At 32.8% G+C, this 19,861-nt stretch carries 12 protein-coding genes; 3 read left to right on the forward strand and 9 right to left on the reverse strand.

Going from position 1 to position 19,861, the window contains the following annotated elements:
* Positions 1 to 57 precede the first annotated feature (57 nt).
* The 9 genes from BMX42_RS09180 to ruvB form a co-directional block, all read right to left on the reverse strand.
* A complete protein-coding gene (locus tag BMX42_RS09180) occupies positions 58 to 981 on the reverse strand; it encodes an AlbA family DNA-binding domain-containing protein (protein WP_091312723.1) in 924 nt (307 codons plus the stop codon).
* Positions 982 to 1,470: 489 nt separating this feature from the next.
* Positions 1,471 to 3,555, reverse strand: coding sequence for a gliding motility protein RemB (locus BMX42_RS09185; protein ID WP_091312726.1), 2,085 nt, complete (start codon positions 3,553 to 3,555; stop codon positions 1,471 to 1,473).
* A gap of 127 nt (positions 3,556 to 3,682) precedes the next feature.
* Complete coding sequence (gene deoC, locus BMX42_RS09190) at positions 3,683 to 4,426, reverse strand: deoxyribose-phosphate aldolase (RefSeq protein WP_091312729.1); 744 nt, start codon at positions 4,424 to 4,426, stop codon at positions 3,683 to 3,685.
* Between the two features lie 52 nt (positions 4,427 to 4,478).
* Complete coding sequence (locus BMX42_RS14660) at positions 4,479 to 4,856, reverse strand: VanZ family protein (protein ID WP_091312733.1); 378 nt, start codon at positions 4,854 to 4,856, stop codon at positions 4,479 to 4,481.
* On the reverse strand, positions 4,825 to 5,205 hold the full coding sequence (gene gcvH / locus BMX42_RS09200; RefSeq protein ID WP_091312736.1) for a glycine cleavage system protein GcvH: 381 nt from the start codon (positions 5,203 to 5,205) through the stop codon (positions 4,825 to 4,827). Before gcvH ends, BMX42_RS14660 begins: the two co-directional genes overlap by 32 nt.
* Before the next feature lie 166 nt (positions 5,206 to 5,371).
* Positions 5,372 to 12,544, reverse strand: coding sequence for a T9SS outer membrane translocon Sov/SprA (gene sov / locus BMX42_RS09205; protein WP_091313382.1), 7,173 nt, complete (start codon positions 12,542 to 12,544; stop codon positions 5,372 to 5,374).
* 52 nt (positions 12,545 to 12,596) lie between these two features.
* A complete protein-coding gene (gene ruvA, locus BMX42_RS09210; protein WP_091312739.1) occupies positions 12,597 to 13,178 on the reverse strand; it encodes a Holliday junction branch migration protein RuvA in 582 nt (193 codons plus the stop codon).
* A gap of 129 nt (positions 13,179 to 13,307) precedes the next feature.
* Positions 13,308 to 15,608 carry an NADP-dependent malic enzyme gene (locus tag BMX42_RS09215; RefSeq protein ID WP_091312742.1) on the reverse strand — a complete coding sequence of 767 codons (2,301 nt, stop codon included), beginning with the start codon at positions 15,606 to 15,608 and terminating at the stop codon, positions 13,308 to 13,310.
* A gap of 167 nt (positions 15,609 to 15,775) precedes the next feature.
* On the reverse strand, positions 15,776 to 16,798 hold the full coding sequence (ruvB, locus tag BMX42_RS09220; RefSeq protein ID WP_091312745.1) for a Holliday junction branch migration DNA helicase RuvB: 1,023 nt from the start codon (positions 16,796 to 16,798) through the stop codon (positions 15,776 to 15,778).
* A 422-nt stretch (positions 16,799 to 17,220) separates the two neighbouring features.
* Here ruvB and BMX42_RS09230 point away from each other — a divergent pair, with 422 nt between their 5' ends.
* From BMX42_RS09230 to mgtE, 3 genes are all read left to right on the forward strand, one after another.
* On the forward strand, positions 17,221 to 17,547 hold the full coding sequence (locus tag BMX42_RS09230) for a DUF4286 family protein (RefSeq protein ID WP_091312752.1): 327 nt from the start codon (positions 17,221 to 17,223) through the stop codon (positions 17,545 to 17,547).
* Between the two features lie 75 nt (positions 17,548 to 17,622).
* Complete coding sequence (rsmA, locus tag BMX42_RS09235) at positions 17,623 to 18,399, forward strand: 16S rRNA (adenine(1518)-N(6)/adenine(1519)-N(6))-dimethyltransferase RsmA (RefSeq protein ID WP_091312757.1); 777 nt, start codon at positions 17,623 to 17,625, stop codon at positions 18,397 to 18,399.
* On the forward strand, positions 18,389 to 19,741 hold the full coding sequence (mgtE, locus tag BMX42_RS09240; protein WP_091312759.1) for a magnesium transporter: 1,353 nt from the start codon (positions 18,389 to 18,391) through the stop codon (positions 19,739 to 19,741). The genes rsmA and mgtE overlap by 11 nt, the downstream gene beginning before the upstream one ends.
* Positions 19,742 to 19,861: the final 120 nt, after the last annotated feature.

Below are 19,861 nucleotides of genomic sequence, written 5' to 3' on the forward strand. Positions count from 1 at the left end.
AAACGTGATTTTACTACAAAATTCGCAATCTTGCCAAACGCCTGTTGTGAACAGTTATTATATTACTTCTTTTAATTTGTCATTGTAATAATCAATCAAATTTGTTTCAATTATATCTTCACCATTTGAAAAGTATAATCTAAATTCAATTTTTAATTTATTTAGAACTTCTTCAATTTCACTTTTTTTGATATCAAAATTAAATCTAATAACATTAACTGTTTCGTTTGGAAAAATTGTCGATATTCCAATGTTTGAAATTTTTACTCTGTTATTTCCAAGCATTGTGTAATCATAATTTCTACCGACTCCATCAGCTCTCCAATGAATCTTTATATTTGAACTGTCAAAATTTTCAAAGTATACATTTACTTTGTAGTCTGATTCAGCGATTTCTCCCTCGTTAAAAACTCCACTTTGACACATAAATTTCACATCATCACCTTCAGTTTCTATGTAAGAAATATTGTAACCAGATAAAATTAATTTAGATTTCAATTTTTTCCCGTAGAGATTTCTAACCTCATATTCTTCCATTGCAACTGATTCAAAATTGTAGCGTTTATAAAATTTTTTATCTTTTGCGATATGTGGAGCTTCAAAACTTTCAGGAATCTGAACAACATAAATTGTATTTTCTATTTTACCACCTTTTCTAATTGGAAAAATTTTTAGATCAGGAATATTACGTTGAATAGTTGAACTTATGACTTGTTCTAACCATTCTTTGGTAAATTCATTTCCATTCACAAAAGACAATTCCGAAGCCTTATGATTTATCTCATTTACACCATAAATGATAATACCACCATTTGAGTTTGCAAAAGCAGAAACATCTTTAGAAATCTCTTTCTTTTTTGCATCTAATTTTGATAAAGCGTCGGCAGATTTGAAATCAACATTTATTGATTCTTCAATCTCATTCTTGATTAAAGATTCAATAAATTCAATATCATAATTTTCTAATTTATGTAATTCCATTTTAAAATTGTCTTAGATTTTTGAGTCTGCGGTATAATTGCTCACAACTTGTATATACTCGATACTTTATAGCGTATATACATCTATTTTGGGTGTTTACTCGCTATAAAAGCTTATTCAAATATAATTAAATATTCTTTTATTAATCTTAAAAGGTATTAAGTTATATTAACTTTATTTGGTTTTATATTAAAAATTTCAACCACAAAAAAAAAGCAGTCGAACTTTTAAACAGTATTGGCGTACTTAAGTTGACTGCAATTAATTTTAAAAAAAACAAATGTAATAAAAAAATGTTATTTAAATAAACTCCCTTCAGAATACAAAAAATTAAAAACGGATATTGATATCGCTATTGATAAATTCAATATTGCATACAAGCCAGTAGAAATTAATGGCACTAAAATGAAAGAGATTTTATATGGTTTAAATGAGTTTGATTAGCAACCCTCTTAGGGTTCAAAACCCTAAGAGGGTTGTTGAATTCTATTAATAATCAAAATACCAGTTAAACAAATCAGTAGAAATCCCTACAGAAACCCAAGTTGTGTTCGATTTCTCGAAAGTTGGGGATGCTTTGGTTGGGTCGAAACTTCTGTGAATTATATTAGCAAATACTTTCAAATTCGAACTTGGATTGATAATGTATCCCGCTGTGAAATCGCCAATTAAAATAGTGGTTGTATTCCCTTGTCCGGCGAAAGCACCTTCATCATAAGGTCGTGGATTGGTATCGCTATCGTAAGGAATAAACAAATTGCCTCCATAGTTATAGTTGTTAGTTCCGTCCGTATAATCGAATCCTTTTTTACCATAAATTAATTTTGCTTGTGCAAAATATCTGTTCTTGCTGTAACGTGCAATTCCAATTAACTCTTTAAAGTTGGCACCCCAAGCATGTCCCATACTTTGGTTATTGTGCGTGTAATTGGTAAGTGTTGCGCTGTGAGAATACACGTAAGGACGAACAATATTATATTCGGCTTGTAGTGTTAAGTTTTCAATATTGAAGGCGTTGAAGTATTTGGCTCCAATTTGGTAACCAAATTTATTTTTCCAACTTTTATTTCCTTTTGAAACATCGCCAACAGAGAATTCATCAATTAGAAACTGTCCGTAAGCACTAAATTTACTGTTGAATTTATATTTAGAGGTGATTCCTAATAAGGCATTCCCCGATTTTGGTGAAGAAGCAAATTCTACGGCTCTGTAAAAAATAATTGGGTTAATAAAGTTCGGATCGAAACCTCTTCCGTTGGTATTAGACCAAACAACGCTTTCAAACAAACCTAAATTCCATTTTTTAGTTAAGTTATAACTCAAATAGTGGTTAGCCATATATTTTGATGCGTAGGTTCCTTCCGCAGTGTTTTCTGGTGTAATATCGCGCAAAAACATATAGGTGTTGGTGTATTTTATTTTCCAGAAAGTAGTGTTGAATTTTATAAAAGGATACGGACTTGTGGCGTCTCCTTGAATTATTGAACGGTAACCATCTCCAATAAAGTTTCTTCCGTAACCTAATTGTACATCGAAAAAGCGAGAAGCTGTAAATTTGATATTGGCTTCAGCCATTGGGAAATCGAAGGCATCAGTTCTAAATTGTTTGGCAATTCCAACTCCAGGAACTGTTGCTGGGTTTCCACCTGATGGTTTCAAACTAACTGCATAGGCATTATAATAATCGGCAAAGCGACCTTGACTTTCGTAAATTGAAGTGGTAAAAGTGATGTTTTTCCCTAAACCTGCTTGAATGTTAAGTCCTCTAGTGTTTACGAATGTGTTTTGTAATTCGCTATCAAAATCTTTTCCGCCACGCATGTCTAAAATTAGATTCATCAAAAACCAATAGCCATCACCTTGCATTTGCACTAAGTTTTCGTTCCAAATTTTTCTACCAAACCACGAAGTTTTTTTCATGGCTTTTGCTTGAAAATTCTTTTCAAAATCATAATATCTAGCAACATCTTGATATGAATATGGTTTTTCAGCGGTGTGATTATTCGCGCCAACTTGATTCATATAGGCTTCAAATTCGGCATATTTTTGATGATTAAACGGAATGTTTAAACCACTTTTAAATTGTGGATTTTCGAATTTTTTATAAACGATATCGTCAAATTCTTTTAATTCTGTTTGAGCAGTAATTTTTTCTGTATGATATGCGTTTTCAGCAATTTTCTTAGTTCTATCATCATCAGAAAAAGGAAAGTTTACTTTTAAAGTATATTTCGCATACACTTTCTTTCCGTTGTAGGTAGCAGGTTCCACAGTTGGAAGTAATGAAAAAACGCGTTTGGTTTCGTTTTTAATTTCATCTGAGGCTGCATCGATATATAAAAGATCAAATTTTCCTAAAGTATCCACGGCAAAAAGTGCGATGATAGTCGATTTTTCAGCAGTATATTGTTTGTTGAAATTTTGCTTGAAATTATCTTGAATAGTTGCGAAAAAGCAAGTGTCGTCTTCTGGTTTGGCTTTGCAATTTTCAAAGATTGGTAATTTTTCTGAATTGTTTTGTGAAAAAACAGATAGAGAAAACAGAATAACGATTGTACTTAATATTTTTTTCATATCATTTCGAGGCACGAAGCGATCTTTTTAATTTGCCGCGAAGGCACAAAGTCACTAAGTTTTTTTATTAATTATACTTGATTCTTTTTACTTGGCTCTTTTGCCTTTTTACTTATGCCTTTAGCTTTTAATAACTCCCCGAAGTTTCTATTCCTTCAGAAATGGCTTTCGCCGATGATGTTCCTATTCTTTTCACACCTAATTTTATCATTTCAAGTGCTTCTTCTTTTGTTTTGATGCCGCCAGAAGCTTTTACGGGCAATGGAAATGCGTTTTCTAACATGGCGATAATAGCAGGAAATGTAGCACCATTTGGCGAGCCGTCTAATGTTTTATAAAACCCAGTTGACGATTTTACAAATACGTTTTCAAATTCATTTTCCTTAAAATTTGCCACCACCACATTTTTAATTAATGCTGTCAGTTGGATAATTTGTGCGCCATTTAATGCGGCAATTTCAATAATCCATTTTACGGTTTTATTGTGTTGCAATGCTAAACTGGTGCCTAGCAAAACTTCTTCTTTAACTAAATTAATTTCGCCTAATTTAAACGCTTCAAAATTAATAACAAAATCTAATTCGTCTGCGCCATCTTTTATAGCTTGTTTGGCTTCCATTAACTTTTCTTCGATAGTATCTGTTCCTTCAGGGAAACCTATTACGGTTCCAATTAAGACTTTCGAGTTTTGAGCTGTAATTAGTTTTTTAGCTAATGTAACTTTATCTGGCCTTATCATGACCAATTTGAACATTTCATCAATAGTTTTTTGCACAAAATTTTGAACCAAAACAGTGTTTTCTTTTTCAGAAATTTTTGCTTGCTTCGCTGTTTTTAAATACGTTGAATCTAAATAGTTCTTGATGTTCATTTATTGAAATATTGGTAAAAATAAAAAAATCTCACCAAAGTGAGATTTTAATTTAGTTTTTTATTGCATAAAACTTTTTGACATATATAAAACTTGCTATTGCACCAATTGAATTTGCTAAAATATCATACCAATCGAACGTTCGATGAAGCGTGAAACTTTCTTGCATAAACTCTATTGAAATTCCCATCACTAAAGCCAAAAACAAAACAGTTAGAATATAATTTAACGTCTTATTCTTTAAGCTTTTTGTCCAAAAATAAACGAATATAAAGTAGAAAATAAAATGGACTACTTTATCTTTATATTGGAACGTAATTTTAGGAACATTTGGCACATCATCTAAACACAAATAAAAAATTAAAAGTGTCCAAAAAATTGCAAGAATCTTAAATAAATTATGCACCAATAAGTGATGTGTATGCTTCACTTGATAATAATTCTTCTACTTCAGAAGGATTAGAAATTTTAATTTTAACCATCCATCCTGCTCCGTAAGGATCAGTATTTACAGTTTCTGGAGTGCTTTCTAATTCTTCGTTGAATTCGATAATTTCTCCACTTAATGGTAAAAATAAATCAGAAACCGTTTTTACAGCTTCCACAGTTCCAAAAACCTCATCTTTATCTAAAGTTTGGTCTAAAGTTTCTACTTCAACATAAACGATGTCTCCTAATTCTTTTTGAGCAAAATCGGTAATTCCTACTGTTGCTACATCTCCATCAATTGAAACCCACTCGTGGTCTTTTGTGTACTTTAAGTTTGCTGGTATATTCATTTGTATTTATTTGTTGTTTTTTATTTGGTCAAATGGTATCGCTTTATTTTTATTTGAGTTTGTTTGCAACAAACCTTTTATTATTAGCGAATTCATCTTATTAATTGTGTTTATTTTTTGGCAAATGTAAATTATATTCTTAAAATTTACTATTAATTTTTATTTTTTAATTTCCGAAATTATAACGTAACGTAAATCCTGAACGGATGTTTGTTAACGGGAAAGCAGTTGAAATTACGGCTTTAGAAAACTGATGATCGTAGAAGAAAATAGCTGTGAAATTCTTACTAAACGAATAATCGGCTGTTAATTTGAACGTCCAAATATTTTGCCCACCTCCTAATTGATTGTTGTTATAATCTAAATATCTAACAATAGTCATGTTTTTACGAAGTGTGAAATCGGCTTTTATATTAATGTCACTCTTAATCATTCCTTGCGCATTATCTGCTAATCTTGAATTAATTTGCACTCCTTTAATTCTATAACCAATTCCAAGTGTATAATCGTTTCCTTGAACTTCAGTTAATAAATTATTATCGAAACTCATGTTTAAACTTCTGTCTTTTTTAACTTCAGCTAAGATTTTCAATGAGTTTTTCAATTCAAAATCAAAACGTGCTAACGGGTTAAATTGCTCCGTTAAATTCACATTTGATGTAATAATATCTGCATAAATATTATCATTCTGATCTCTCACCTCTGGATTCAAATTACTTCTAAATGAGTTCACACTATAACTAGAACGGTAACCGTGTTGTATAGAAAAACGTTTGAAGTTATCTTTAAACCAAGCTAATTTCATTAAACCTGTATACTTAATTGTCCAGTTTGGTAATGGAAAACTAGAGAACAATCCTTTTTGTACAGATGATGTTTTTGTTCCTGTATAGGCAGATAAAAATGCTGGTACTAAAACTTGTTGACTGTTTTTTCCAAATCCGTCAGGGTAACCATCTAAATCTACTGGGAAAGATGACGTTCCATAATATTCAGTTGCCAAACGAGTTGCCATAGCATATCTGTTTTTACGGAATCTGTCGAAAATTTCAGATTCATTTTCATCACTAGCTTTGAAAGCCGTTTTAATCATGATGGTAGAAATACTATAATTTCCAGTGCTATATGGCGAAAGGGAATGATATTCTCCACCAACAGCATCAAACTGTTCTGAGTAATTTTCAGTAATATTTCTTTCTGCGTTGATATCAATTTTTAAATCTGGAATAAATTCTACTTGAGCCGTATAATCTAATTTTTTCGATTTAATTTGAGTAAAACTCTGGTTGAATTCTGGATAACTTGTTAAGTAACCTCTTTTTGCAGCTTCGTATCTAATATCCGATTGATCTCCGAAAACGAATCCTAACGTTGGACGTGAAGAACCAAAGAATCCTAATCCTGGTAAATATCCTGGCAATAATGTTCCTCCAGATTGTGAATAATTAACTTGAATGTTTTTTATTGAAGTTAATAAGCCTATTCCAAATTTAGATAAACCAGAGCGCTCTTCTTCAATTACTTTTGGAGCAGTATTCACTACTTTTTCACCTGGTTTTGGTGGTGCTTTTTTAGTGGTTACTGGTTGTTTTTTCTGTTTTTTAGCTGTTAAACCAATATATTTATAAAACGCATTCATATCCAATGCGGCATTTATTTTATGCGAGTTGGCATTTTGAATAGTATTTCCTAACTGATACGTTGTTCCGTCTAAAGCTACAAAAGTTGCAAATGCATCTGAAGAACGTTGCCAACTATAATCTCCTGTATAAACGTAAGAAGATTTAATAAAACTTAAAGCTGGAATTTTATTAATTGGTAAATCGTAATTAGCTGTTAATTGTTGGTTGTGCGTGTTAGCAGTTCCAAAATTCCAGTAATCGTTCCAAATATCTAAGTCGTTAATTGGATTGTTTTGTGCATCGAAATAATTACGAACAATGTTATTATTTGCAGCCGTATAATTTACTTTTAACGATTTTGTAATTGGGAAATTAACTCCGTATTGATAGTTAAAGAAATAATTTCTTCTGTATAACGGATCTAAACCAATACCTTGAACATCAATTAATCTGAATTGTTGACGGTTAAATTGTCTGACAATATTAGAATTGAAAGTAATATTACTCGGGAAGAAATTAAGATTAAAGTCGCTAATCGCTTTATAATATCCATTTTTCTTTAAAAACTTACTCTTTTTAAACGGTTCAATAGACATTGGTTTAAAAGAATAGGCATAATCAAAAGATGATTTTTGTTGTTGATCAACTAAGTTTTGAACTTGGAAATCATGGTGTAACATCTCATTAAATGAATACGAAAGCGTAACGTTTTCAACATCATAGAAACGTTGTTTTTGTTTTTCGCCACGATCTTTTTTCACACCAATAAAGTTTACACTTGTACGTTTCGTGTAATCGATTGCACGATTTTCAATTTCTCCTTTTTTATCTTGATCTGATTCTGCAGCAATAACTTCTTTCAACTCTAAATCTTGGTATAATGGATCGTATTTTGGTGTAATAACTTGTTCTCCAACTGCATAATTAAATGGTAAATTTATTTTCCATTTTTTAGGTAATAATTGACCCACATTAAAATTAGAAACAACATCATATTGTTTTACATCTTCTCTACTTCTTTCGTTTGGACCTTCTTCTAAAGCTCCAAAACCAATTGTACTTAAACGACCAGTTGCTGAGAAAGTAGCGAAGTCAGCTAAATTGGTATCTAAATTGGCAACAGCAGCATAACCACCTTTGTTGTCAATTTCAGACATACGAAGTTCATTAAACCAAACTTCTCCTCTTAATGGACCAACTGAAGGATTTTCAGGTGATGGCGTTGGATTTTTAAGTCCGACCATTAAAGTTCTTACTTGTCCGAAATTTGGATTCCCTTTAATACCAATTCTCATTCTGTCATTAGCAGAGCCCAAAGCTTTTTCATTCTTAAATGCAATTCCATTAGCATCATAAGTAAGTTCACCTGCGATATTTAAACTCTTAATTCTTGCTAATAATGCTAGTGGTAATTCAATTTCGTTTTCAGCCAACCAAATATCTTCAGGTGTACGAGCGTTTATATCACTTACCTTTAATGGCATTTCTATTTGATAGAAGTTATCGGTAAAATCATTTCCTATACGAATAAAGGCAATCAATTCTTCATCTTGAAGTCTGTCTCCAACTGCATCTGACAATAAAGGTTCTGCGTGTAAAAACATACGTAGTTTTTTATACTGACGCATATCTACATTCACATTTTTAAACACTGCTTTTGAATCTCCATCAATTAAACCACCTTCACATCCATCAGTATTATCTTTTTCATAAACTCTTAATGATAAAGATTGTTCATTCTGATTGATAACCGTATTGTTATTATATAATTGTTCTCTATCTACACCTGGTGGTGGTTTGTAAGGAATAGGCTGTCTTTGTCCGTTCTCCTGAACATTTACTGCAACCACATCAAAACTCACGTCTTCTTGACAAGAATCTGAATCACCTGGCGTTAATAAATCTCCATTATATCTTCTCCATTCACCACGAACTAAATCTAATGTTCCAAAACGAAGCGTTACTTCTTCGCTAAAACCAGATAAAAACATTCTCATGAAACGAATACTTCTAAAATCAGAAATTGGCCCTTCTTTAAGTGCTGGATTATTTTCAGCCTCTTGAATTGGAATTTTATATTGAATCCATCTTACTTGTGTCGATTGACCGTTTGCCATTGTTTGAGTTGTGGTCATTATATCTGTAACATAATTTTGACCTACAACAACAGTTGGAGAAATTGGAATATTAAATTTATAATACGCATTAATAGTATTCATGGTATTATCTCTATTTAAATCTTCCACATCTGGAATAGTAGAATTTCCTCTATTAGTATCTGTAACCGTAATAGGTGAGTTTTTCTCTAAACCGTTATAGTTTTTATATCGATCTAAAACTGTTCCGGTAGCATTTAAATAGTAATTGTAGTTATCCGCAGATGCATCACCTAAAGCAGCAAATGCAGGATGTTTTATCTTTTCTTCATCATCATTTAAACCATTTAAACCAACGTCTTGTACATTTCTATTCGCTTCGTTAGTATCATATGCATAAATTAAAGATTGTGAAGCAGGTACTTTACCCCATTTATTTGAGTATGTTGGTTGAGTTCCGCCGCTTTCTGGCAAACCATTTTCATATTGTTTTCTTCCATCTTTTAAGACATCTTCACTAATTTCTCCTAAGTTCAGGGTTAATGTTCCTGTATTAGTCGTATTTGCAGTATCACCAATATTTCCAGTATATGGATCCATCATCCAAAACTGTACATATTCTACATTTGATTGCTCAAAATTGGTAGTATTAATAGCTCGCATAATTCCACCCCAGTTATTTGGCGCATCAATTGCTGGGAACTGATTATTTGATGACGTTACTGGATTGTAATTGTACGGACCACGTTCTCTTGGATAATACGTTAAATCTAAAGTGCTAATTACATTAGATTGTCCTTGTGGAATATCAACATTCGGGAATAACTCTTGACTAAAAATTCTTCTTGTTTTGTTACTTGATAAATCGTTATCATTAATCCCAGATGGTGGATCCGTATAAAAAATAGGATCAATATTATACCAAGATATTTTTGCTCTTTTAAATCCATATCTCCAAACCAAATCTTGTTCAGGATCATCATTAAACTCACCACCAAAACCAATTGGCGTACTCGCTAATGACCAAGCTAATGGTGATTTTAAATCGACGTTAGATTGCGAACCTTCAAAATCATCTATGTATGCAGTTGGCTCACCATTAAAGTCTGCCGCTTTTGGTGCATTTGGAAATAAGTAAGCAAATTCTCCTCTAAAAGATAAATTAGAAGGTGCTTCTGTTTCAATATTAGGTAATTTGTTTACTAATCTTGTGAAGAAGGGAACTTCAGTAGAAAAATTAGTATTAATCCCTACAATTGTATTGTTTACTGATTCTTGATTGTAATCTGCTTTTTGAGTAAAAGGTCTTTCTGTCATTTTCAAGAAAGTAGCCCCAACCAAAAATTTATCATTGAATTTATGCTCTACATTTAAACCATAAAAACGTTTAGTTTGTTGTCCGAAAACAGAATTATTTTCAAGAGAAACGTTAATTGGAGTGTTTGATGCTAATAAAGAAGGATCTAAAATTTGAACTCGACCAGCTTGATAATTTACGGTATAATCTACACCTTCCACTAAAATTCTTCCACCTGCAGAAACAACAACACTTCCTTGTGGCACATTGAATGCACCTAAAGAAATTCCATCACCACCTGAAGATTTGAAACTACCTTTTAATTTGAATTTATTTTTAGCACTTTCTTGTAAAGCAGCTGCTTGTGTAGATTTATATAACGTTCTGAAAACGTATTTTGTTTGATTGGAGTTATATAACAATGGGTCGTTATAATCATCAGGACCAATACTTAATTTATCAAATAAATGTTCTCCAAAAGGCTCCACTGTTGTGAAGATAATTCTTCCGTATTGAGCATCTACCGTAATACCTGGATAAAAATCGAAAAATCCATCACCATTTGGTTGTGGGTCATTCGTAAAGTTTAACTTATCTAAATTAAATACTTTTAATAACGGTGTATTGGCAACATCTGAAGGCAAAGTATCAACACCAGATTGTGTAATATAATTTAAAGGTGAAGGATCTTGGTATAAGATATTAAATTTGAAATCTTGTTGTTGTAATTGATTTCCACCTGGAATTTGATAGATGTTTTTCATCATTAAATCCCAACTTGGCTCGCTTATATTAACTAAACTTCCTTTTAACATTTTTAAAATCAAAGCCTGAGTTGTTGGCACTCCAGCATTATCAACTGTTGTAGATTCCACACCATCATTTGCAAATTCCCCAACTTGAAAAACTTCACCACCAACTGTATATTGATAAGCTACCGCTAAAACTTCATCATTTTGTAATTTCTGATTTAATGAAATGTATCCTAATTGTGGATGAAATGTATATTCTGAAGGTGATAATTTTCTAGCGTTTTCTAATTTCGAATAATCGATACCTTCCGAAAAAGTACTTGTAGGAGCTACAACTACATTAAAACCTGACGACGCTGTAGCTATTTCTCTAATATTTGAATTTAAGAAACTTCCAGCATCACCAATTGCTAAAGGATCGAATTTATTGTTTTTATTATCTGTTGGTGAGTTCGTTGGCGCACTAAACAATGTTGGATTTAAAGTTAAATCGGTACCAACTATTTCACTATCTGGAATTGGAGTTAGTCCATCCGTTAATCTTGACTCTCCTAAATCTTGTAAAGCAATAATATTTCTTAAATTATTGTCTGTTGTAGTAACTCTGTTTTGTTTGTTGGTTACCCAAACTTCAATTCTAGTGATTTGTGCACGAGAATCGATAACTGGATAATTTCTTAAGGCATTATCATAGTTATTTCTGAAATATTGAGATAAGAAATAGTGTTTGTCTGAATCATATTCTAATGCAAAGAAATCAAACTCTTGAATAGTTCCTCCGCCTTGTGAAGTAATCGATTTGGATTGTGATTTTTGTTCAGAGAAAACCCCTGTGAATGTAGTTTTTCCAAACTGAAATTGCGCTTTAACTCCAAATAAACTTTGTGCACCACGAATTAAAGAATTCGAAATTGGGAAACTCACATTTCCGACTTCAATTTTCTGTAAAATATCATCTTCCGTTGGTGAATAGTCAAGCTTTATTAAATTCTGAAAAGCAAAAGTAGATTGCGTATCGTAATTGATATTTACATTCAAACGGGTTCCTACTTTTCCTTGTAAACCCATGGAAATTCGCTGATTGAAATCGAAGGCTGTTGTTTTTCTATTTCTTGGTGAAAACGATGGATTGTCTTGTTTGGTAAATCGGATTCCTAAATCAATTTCGACAGAACCACTTGGTTTTACATCAATTGTATTTCCTCCAAAAATGGCTTCAAAAAACTTATTGTTTACGTAAAATCTTGGTAATAAATTCTTCCTTGCTTCTTCAGAACCTGCTTTTTTCCCATCAACTGCACTTGATTTTTCTTGAAAATACTTACGCATTGTTTCTTTTCGTACAAGCTTCTCGTATTCTTCTGGAGTTAAAATTAAAGGATAATCTATATTAAACCCATCAACTGAAGCGGTATAAATATATCGATTCGTTACTGGATCATAGGTATAAGCATCAATAATGCTTTTAGGATTTGGCAAAACAATTTGCCCAACGCTATAACCCGTTTTGGTTGAATCTTGTTCTTTTACTGGAGTTTCTTGTGCAAATGAAAAAACACTTGCAAATAGCATGAAAAATGAGCTACTAATTTTTGAAACTATATTTTTGAATAATTTTCCCAAGTTATAATACTTTTAAAGCTTGTTTGATTAAATCTTCCACTGTTGCAGTTGGACTATTTGTGATAATTTTTTCTAATACTTTTTCTGCATTTTTTCTAATGTAACCTAAAACTTCTAATGCAGATAACGCTTCTTCTTTGTTTGTATTGTATGAACCACCAGAAATTTCTTCAATGGCATATATTTTTAATACTTTGTCTTTCAAATCTAAAATGACTCTTTGAGCTGTTTTTAATCCGATTCCTTTTATCGATTGAACCGTTCCAACATCATTGGAAGCAATTGCTTGAATAATTTGTTCTGGATTTAAAGATGAAAGCATGGTTCTGGCTGTATTGGCACCAATTCCTGAAACAGAAATTAATAGCTTAAACAATTCTCTTTCTTTTTTATCTGCAAATCCAAATAAGGAATGTGAATCTTCTTTTACTTGTAAAAAAGTAAATAATTTGATGTTTTCAGATTCAGGAATTTGAGTATAGGTATGCAATGAAATATGAATTTCGTAGCCAACGCCATTGCATTCTATCACCACTTCAGTGGGTGTTTTTTCTACTAATTTTCCTTGAATGTGTGCAATCATATATTTTCTTAACCGCTAAGCTCGCGAGGTGTTCGCAAGGTTCGCAAAGTTTTTTGTAATTATTATTAAATTATAAATCTCGTAAATCGTAATTCCAACTTCGTAAATTACTTTTTACTTGGCTCTTATTTATTTTTTCGCTTTTACCTTTAACTGGTTTTTCTTCTTTTCTTGTGCATCAACTACAGCAACTGCAGCCATATTCACCATTTCTTCTACACTTGCACCCAATTGGAAAATATGTACCGGTTTTTCTAATCCCATCATAATTGGTCCGATTGAAACCACTTTATCTAATTCTTTCAGCATTTTGTAAGTAATATTTGCCGCATCTAAATTAGGAAAAATTAAGGTATTAACCTTTTTATTGGCTAATTTTGAAAAAGGAAACTTACTTTTTAGCATATCTGGATTTAAAGCGAAGTCGGTTTGAATTTCTCCATCAACAATTAATTCAGGATAATTTTCATGTAAAATATTAACCGCTTGTCTCACTTTTATAGCACTTTCATTTGAAGAAGAACCAAAATTTGAAAACGAAATCATCGCAATAACAGGTTCAATTCCAAACATTCTTACCGTTTTAGCCGTCATCAAAGCAATTTTTGCTAATTCTTCTGCCGTTGGGTTTGGATTAATCGCTGTATCCGACAAAAATAATGGACCGCGCTTGGTGTTCATGATATTTGCTGTAGCAATTCGGCTTACACCTTGTTGTCTGTCGATTAATTCCATTACCGGTTTTACAACTGTAGGATAACTACGAGAATATCCAGTAACCAAGCAATCAGCATCACCTGTATTTATCATCATTGCCGCGAAATAGTTACGCTCACGCATCCATTTTTGAGCATCTAATAATGAGGTTCCTCTACGTTGTCTGGTTTTCCAGAAATACTGAGCGTATTTTTCTCTGGTTTTATCTTCATCTTTAGATTTCGGGTCGATGATTTTTAATTCTGCATCAAAACCAATTTCTTCTTTTAATTCTTGAATAATTTCTAAATTTCCTAATAAAATCGGAATTCCAATTCCTTCTTCATGTACAATTTGAGCGGCTTTTAATACATCTAATTGATCAGCTTCTGCAAACACAATTTTTTTAGGGTCGGTTTTCGCTCTATTGAAAAGTAATTTTACAATTTTATTATCACCACCTAAACGTTCTTGTAAATCATCGGCATATTTTGCCCAATCTGTAATTTCAATATCGGCTACACCACTTTCCATTGCTGCTCTTGCTACTGCTGGAGAAATGGTTGAAATTAATCGTGGGTCAAATGGTTTCGGAATGATATAATCTTTACCAAAAACCAATTTCTTTTCGCCATAAGCTATATTTACTTGTTCTGGTACAGGTGTTTTTGCTAATTGTGCCAAAGCTCTAACGGCAGCCATTTTCATCGCTTCATTAATTTTTCGAGCTCTAACATCTAAGGCGCCACGGAAAATATATGGAAATCCTAATACGTTATTTACTTGGTTTGGATAATCAGAACGACCAGTTGCCATAATGATATCTTCACGTGTATTAATCGCCACATTATAATCAATTTCCGGTTCCGGATTGGCCATAGCAAACACAATTGGATTCGGCGCCATGGACAATAACATTTCTGGTTTTAAGATATTTCCAACCGATAATCCTAAGAACATATCGGCATCTTTTATTATTTCAGATAATGGTCCTGGCTCACAACCTTTTGCATATCGCATTTGTAATTCGGAAACATCATCTCTACAAGTTGTTAGCAAACCATTTACATCAAACATGTATAAATTTTCAGGTTTTACACCTAATAAAACATACAAATTTGCACAAGCTAAAGCAGCTGAGCCTGCTCCTGAAACGACCACTTTTATTTTAGTTATGTCTTTTTCTGCAATTTCCAATGCATTTAAAAGTGCTGCTGAAGAAATAATTGCTGTTCCATGTTGGTCGTCATGCATAACAGGAATATTCAATTCTTCTACCAATCTTCTTTCAATTTCGAAAGATTCTGGCGCTTTGATGTCTTCTAAGTTAATCCCACCAAAAGTTGGCGCAATCGCTTTTACCGTTTCTACGAATTTATCAATATCTGTCGCATCGACTTCAATATCAAAAACATCAATATCTGAAAATATTTTAAACAGTAAAGCTTTTCCTTCCATTACTGGTTTTGAAGCTTCCGGACCAATATCTCCTAAACCTAAAACGGCGGTTCCATTAGAAATTACGGCAACTAAATTTCCTTTAGCTGTATATTTATAAACATTCTTTACATCTTTTGCGATTTCCAAACACGGCTCTGCCACTCCTGGTGAATAGGCCAAAGACAAATCTCGTTGGGTTGCATATTTTTTAGTAGGCACCACCTGAATTTTTCCAGGCGTTGGTTTGGCGTGATATAGTAGGGCTTCTCTTCTTTTATTATTACTTTTAGACATATGTAATCATTTGCATCAACTTACAAAGATAAAAGAAGCAATCAAATAACAATAGCGATTATTTAAAAAATTACGATTTCTTTTGTGAATTAATTTATAATACTTTAAAAAGAATATTCTTACGCTACTGCGCGAATTAATTAAAGATTATATTTTCAGAAAAAGAATTAAAAAAGTTCTCCTTGGTTTAAGCCTTTAATTCGTCCTAAATGTTTGTAGGCTTTTTCAGTAGCTTCACGGCCACGAGGCGTTCGCATTAAAAATCCTTCTTGAATTAAGAATGGTTCGTATACTTCTTCAATAGTTTCTCCGTTTTCTGATACAGCTGTGGCTAAAGTAGTTAGTCCAACTGGCCCGCCTTTGAATTTATCAATTAAGGTTGATAAAATTTTATTGTCCATTTCGTCCAAACCATTTGCATCTACATTTAGGGCTTTTAGGGCATAACGAGCAATTTCAATATCAATTTTTCCGTTTCCTTTTATTTGTGCGAAATCTCGAACTCTTCGTAACAAAGCATTAGCGATACGAGGTGTTCCTCTACTTCTACCTGCAATTTCAATGGCTGCTTCTAAGTCGATAGGCACATTTAAAATTCCAGAACTTCTTTCTACAATTGTCGCTAATAATTCGGTGTTGTAATAATGTAAACGACTTTGAATTCCGAAACGTGCACGCATTGGAGCGGTTAACAATCCAGAACGAGTGGTCGCTCCGACTAAAGTAAACGGATTTAAGTTGATTTGAACCGAACGCGCATTTGGTCCTGATTCAATCATGATGTCGATTTTATAATCTTCCATGGCGGAATACAAGTATTCTTCCACAATTGGTGATAAACGATGAATTTCGTCAATAAACAAGACATCTCGTTCATCCAAATTGGTAAGTAAACCTGCTAAATCGCCTGGTTTATCTAAAACTGGACCTGATGTAATTTTGATTCCCACACCCAACTCGTTCGCTAAAATACTTGCCAAAGTTGTTTTTCCTAATCCGGGAGGACCGTGAAAAAGGGCGTGATCAAGTGCTTCGCCTCGCTGATTAGCAGCAGCAACAAATATTTTCAAATTTTCAAGCACGTGGTCTTGCCCTGCGAAATCGTCAAAACTTAACGGTCGCAATGCTTTTTCAATATCTATTTCTTGCGGTGTAAAACGCTCTTTGTTGGGATCTAAATTTTCATTCATGTTACAAATATAATATTAAGTTAGGAGTTGGAAGTTGGGAGTTGGAAGTTTTTTTATTTTAACATATAAGTGATATAAGTTTTAAACACATAGACACATAATTTAGATTGTGGATAAAGTCACTCCGCTCAACATAGAGCATTTAAGTTTTTGAACACAGATTGGAGAAATTTCTAAAATTTTAATAATTTCTCCAATCTGTGTTGTTGCTATTTAGTTGAGGATTTTGTAATTGAAATGCGGATGCTCGCATGAGGGATTGCAGTGGAGCTCTTTTTTGTTCCGTTTTTCTCGGGACAAAAAAAGCGGGAACGGAAAGCCCGACCCAAAGGGGCACGCCCAAATAATATTGATTTTTTCTGAAATTGTTATAGATATTGAGTTTTGACATTTAAAAAGTATCTTTGTAAAAAATTAAGCACATGATTATTTATAATGTTACCATAAACATTGACGAAAGCGCGCACGACCAATGGTTAAATTGGCTGCAAACGAAACATATTGATGAAGTTTTAGCGACGGGTTGTTTTTATAAAGCGAAACTTTCTAAAGTTTTAGTGGAAGAAGAAATGGGCGGAACTACGTATTCTGTTCAATATTTTGCGGAAAGCAACGAAAAATTACAAGATTATTACAAAACATATGCGGCTAAATTGAGAGAGGAAGGTATGCGTTTGTTTGGCGATAAAATGTTAGCGTTTAGAACGGAATTAGAAGTCATTAACGAGTTTTACGGTAACGGAAACTAATTAGATTTACGAATTACGATTTCGGATTTACGATTTGGGAATTGCAAAATTGGAAGAATAAAAAAATAAAAATATATGTCAGTTAAAGCCAAAAAACACTTAGGTCAGCATTTCCTTACGGATGAAAATATTGCGCAACAAATTGCAGATTCGTTAATTGGTTCTAACTATTCTAAAGTTTTGGAAATTGGTCCAGGAATGGGTGTTTTAACCAAATACTTATTGGAAAAACCATACGAAACGTATGTGGTAGAAATTGATAAAGAATCAGTGGACTATTTACAAGCGCATTATTTAAAATTAGCGAACAATATTTTCTCATTAGATTTTTTACGACACGATTGGCAAACGGCTTTCAAAAACGAACAATTTGCTATCATTGGGAATTTCCCTTATAATATTTCGACACAAATTGTGTTTAAAACTTTGGAATTGAGAGATCAAATTCCAGAATTTTCTGGTATGTTTCAGAAAGAAGTTGCGGAACGTATTTGTAGTAAAAAAGGAAGTAAAGTCTACGGAATTTTATCTGTATTAGCGCAAGCTTTTTACGATGTAGAATACTTATTTACGGTTCCACCGACGGTGTTTAATCCGCCACCAAAAGTAGATTCTGGTGTGATGCGAATGACTCGAAAAGAAAACTACGAATTGCCTTGTGATGAAAAACTATTGTTTAAAGTCGTAAAAACGGCATTTCAACAGAGAAGAAAAACCTTACGAAACAGCTTAAAAAGTTTAAATTTATCTGAAAAATTACAAGAAGATACTATCTTTGCACAAAGACCAGAACAATTGTCAGTTGAGGAATTCATTGCCTTAACTCAAAAAATAGCTGCCGATGGAATTTAAAATCAGTAAAGAACTTATCACGCAAATAGAAACTTTAGTACAACAAAATAATATTGTTGAATTAGAGAGCATTTTGCATGAAATTCACTTTGCTGATATAGCGGAAATTATGAATGATTTGGATACTCCCGAAGCCATTTATATTTTCAACTTATTAGATTCTGAAATTACCGCAGAAATATTACTAGAATTAGATGATGAAGTTCGTGAAAACATTTTACGAAGTTTATCAGCTAAAGAAATTGCAGAAGAGCTTGACGAATTAGATACGGATGATGCGGCAGATATTATTGCCGAATTACCACAATCTAAAAAAGCACAGGTAATTTCTGAGCTGGAAGATGTTGAGCATGCTAAAGATATTGTTGACCTTTTACGTTATGACGAAAATACCGCTGGTGGTATCATGGCGAAAGAGTTAGTAAAAGTGAACGAAAACTGGAACGTATTAACTTGTGTGAAAGAAATGCGTTTACAAGCAGAAAACGTGACTCGCGTTCATTCCATTTATGTGGTGGATGACGAAGACCGTTTGAAAGGACGTTTATCGTTGAAAGACTTATTAACGACTTCTACCAAAACACAAATTAGCGACATTTACATTAAAAAAGTGGACTACGTTAGAGTAGAAACCAAAGATGTAGAAGTAGCCAGAATCATGCAAAAATATGACTTGGAAGCCATTCCGGTTATAGATGAACTAGACAGATTAGTCGGTCGAGTTACGATTGATGACATTATTGATATTATTAAAGAAGAAGCCGATAAAGATTACCAGCTAGCAGCCGGTATCTCGCAAGACGTTGAAGCGGATGATAGTATTTTAGAATTAACTAAAGCGCGATTGCCTTGGTTGGTTTTAGCTTTATTTGGTGGATTTATTTCTGTAAGAGTCTTAGGTGTTTTTGAACCGATGATGCACAGTCACAGAATGTTGTTGTTTTTTACACCACTTATTGCGGCAATGGCTGGAAATGTAGGTGTACAATCGAGTGCGATTGTGGTACAAGGTTTAGCAAATAATTCTATTACAGGAAGTTTATGGAACCGACTACTAAAAGAATTATCGTTAAGTTTATTAAATGGAAGCATATTAGCCATTATTTTAATACTAGGCACACATTTCTTACTTGGTTACGAATTTATCATTGGTATAACCGTTTCAATAGCTTTATTAAGCGTTATTGTAATTGCTTCACTTATTGGAACATTCATTCCGATAGTTTTAGACAAATATGGTGTTGATCCAGCATTAGCAACCGGACCATTTATTACAACTAGTAATGACATTATGGGAATTATCATTTACTTCTCTATTGCCAGAATGGTTTTGGGAATTTAAATTTACTTTTCAGAATATTTAATATAAAAAAACCAGTGAGAGCTGGTTTTTTTGTTTGGTTAGTTTGTGGGCTCAGATTGTAAATCTCCTGTATCAGGTTTAACATCCATTATTTTTTTG

This window comes from Flavobacterium terrigena (assembly GCF_900108955.1).
Taxonomy (GTDB): domain Bacteria; phylum Bacteroidota; class Bacteroidia; order Flavobacteriales; family Flavobacteriaceae; genus Flavobacterium; species Flavobacterium terrigena.

What these genes read in the sequence shown, in the direction of transcription:
- gcvH (WP_091312736.1), bottom strand. Translation starts at nt 5,205, where the DNA reads ATGAATATACCAGCAAACTTAAAGTACACAAAAGACCACGAGTGGGTT.
- deoC (WP_091312729.1), bottom strand. Translation starts at nt 4,426, where the DNA reads ATGAACATCAAGAACTATTTAGATTCAACGTATTTAAAAACAGCGAAG.
- sov (WP_091313382.1), bottom strand. Translation starts at nt 12,544, where the DNA reads ATGCTATTTGCAAGTGTTTTTTCATTTGCACAAGAAACTCCAGTAAAA.
- ruvB (WP_091312745.1), bottom strand. Translation starts at nt 16,798, where the DNA reads ATGAATGAAAATTTAGATCCCAACAAAGAGCGTTTTACACCGCAAGAA.
- BMX42_RS09185 (WP_091312726.1), bottom strand. Translation starts at nt 3,555, where the DNA reads ATGAAAAAAATATTAAGTACAATCGTTATTCTGTTTTCTCTATCTGTT.
- BMX42_RS09180 (WP_091312723.1), bottom strand. Translation starts at nt 981, where the DNA reads ATGGAATTACATAAATTAGAAAATTATGATATTGAATTTATTGAATCT.
- ruvA (WP_091312739.1), bottom strand. Translation starts at nt 13,178, where the DNA reads ATGATTGCACACATTCAAGGAAAATTAGTAGAAAAAACACCCACTGAA.
- BMX42_RS09230 (WP_091312752.1), top strand. Translation starts at nt 17,221, where the DNA reads ATGATTATTTATAATGTTACCATAAACATTGACGAAAGCGCGCACGAC.
- mgtE (WP_091312759.1), top strand. Translation starts at nt 18,389, where the DNA reads ATGGAATTTAAAATCAGTAAAGAACTTATCACGCAAATAGAAACTTTA.
- rsmA (WP_091312757.1), top strand. Translation starts at nt 17,623, where the DNA reads ATGTCAGTTAAAGCCAAAAAACACTTAGGTCAGCATTTCCTTACGGAT.
- BMX42_RS09215 (WP_091312742.1), bottom strand. Translation starts at nt 15,608, where the DNA reads ATGTCTAAAAGTAATAATAAAAGAAGAGAAGCCCTACTATATCACGCC.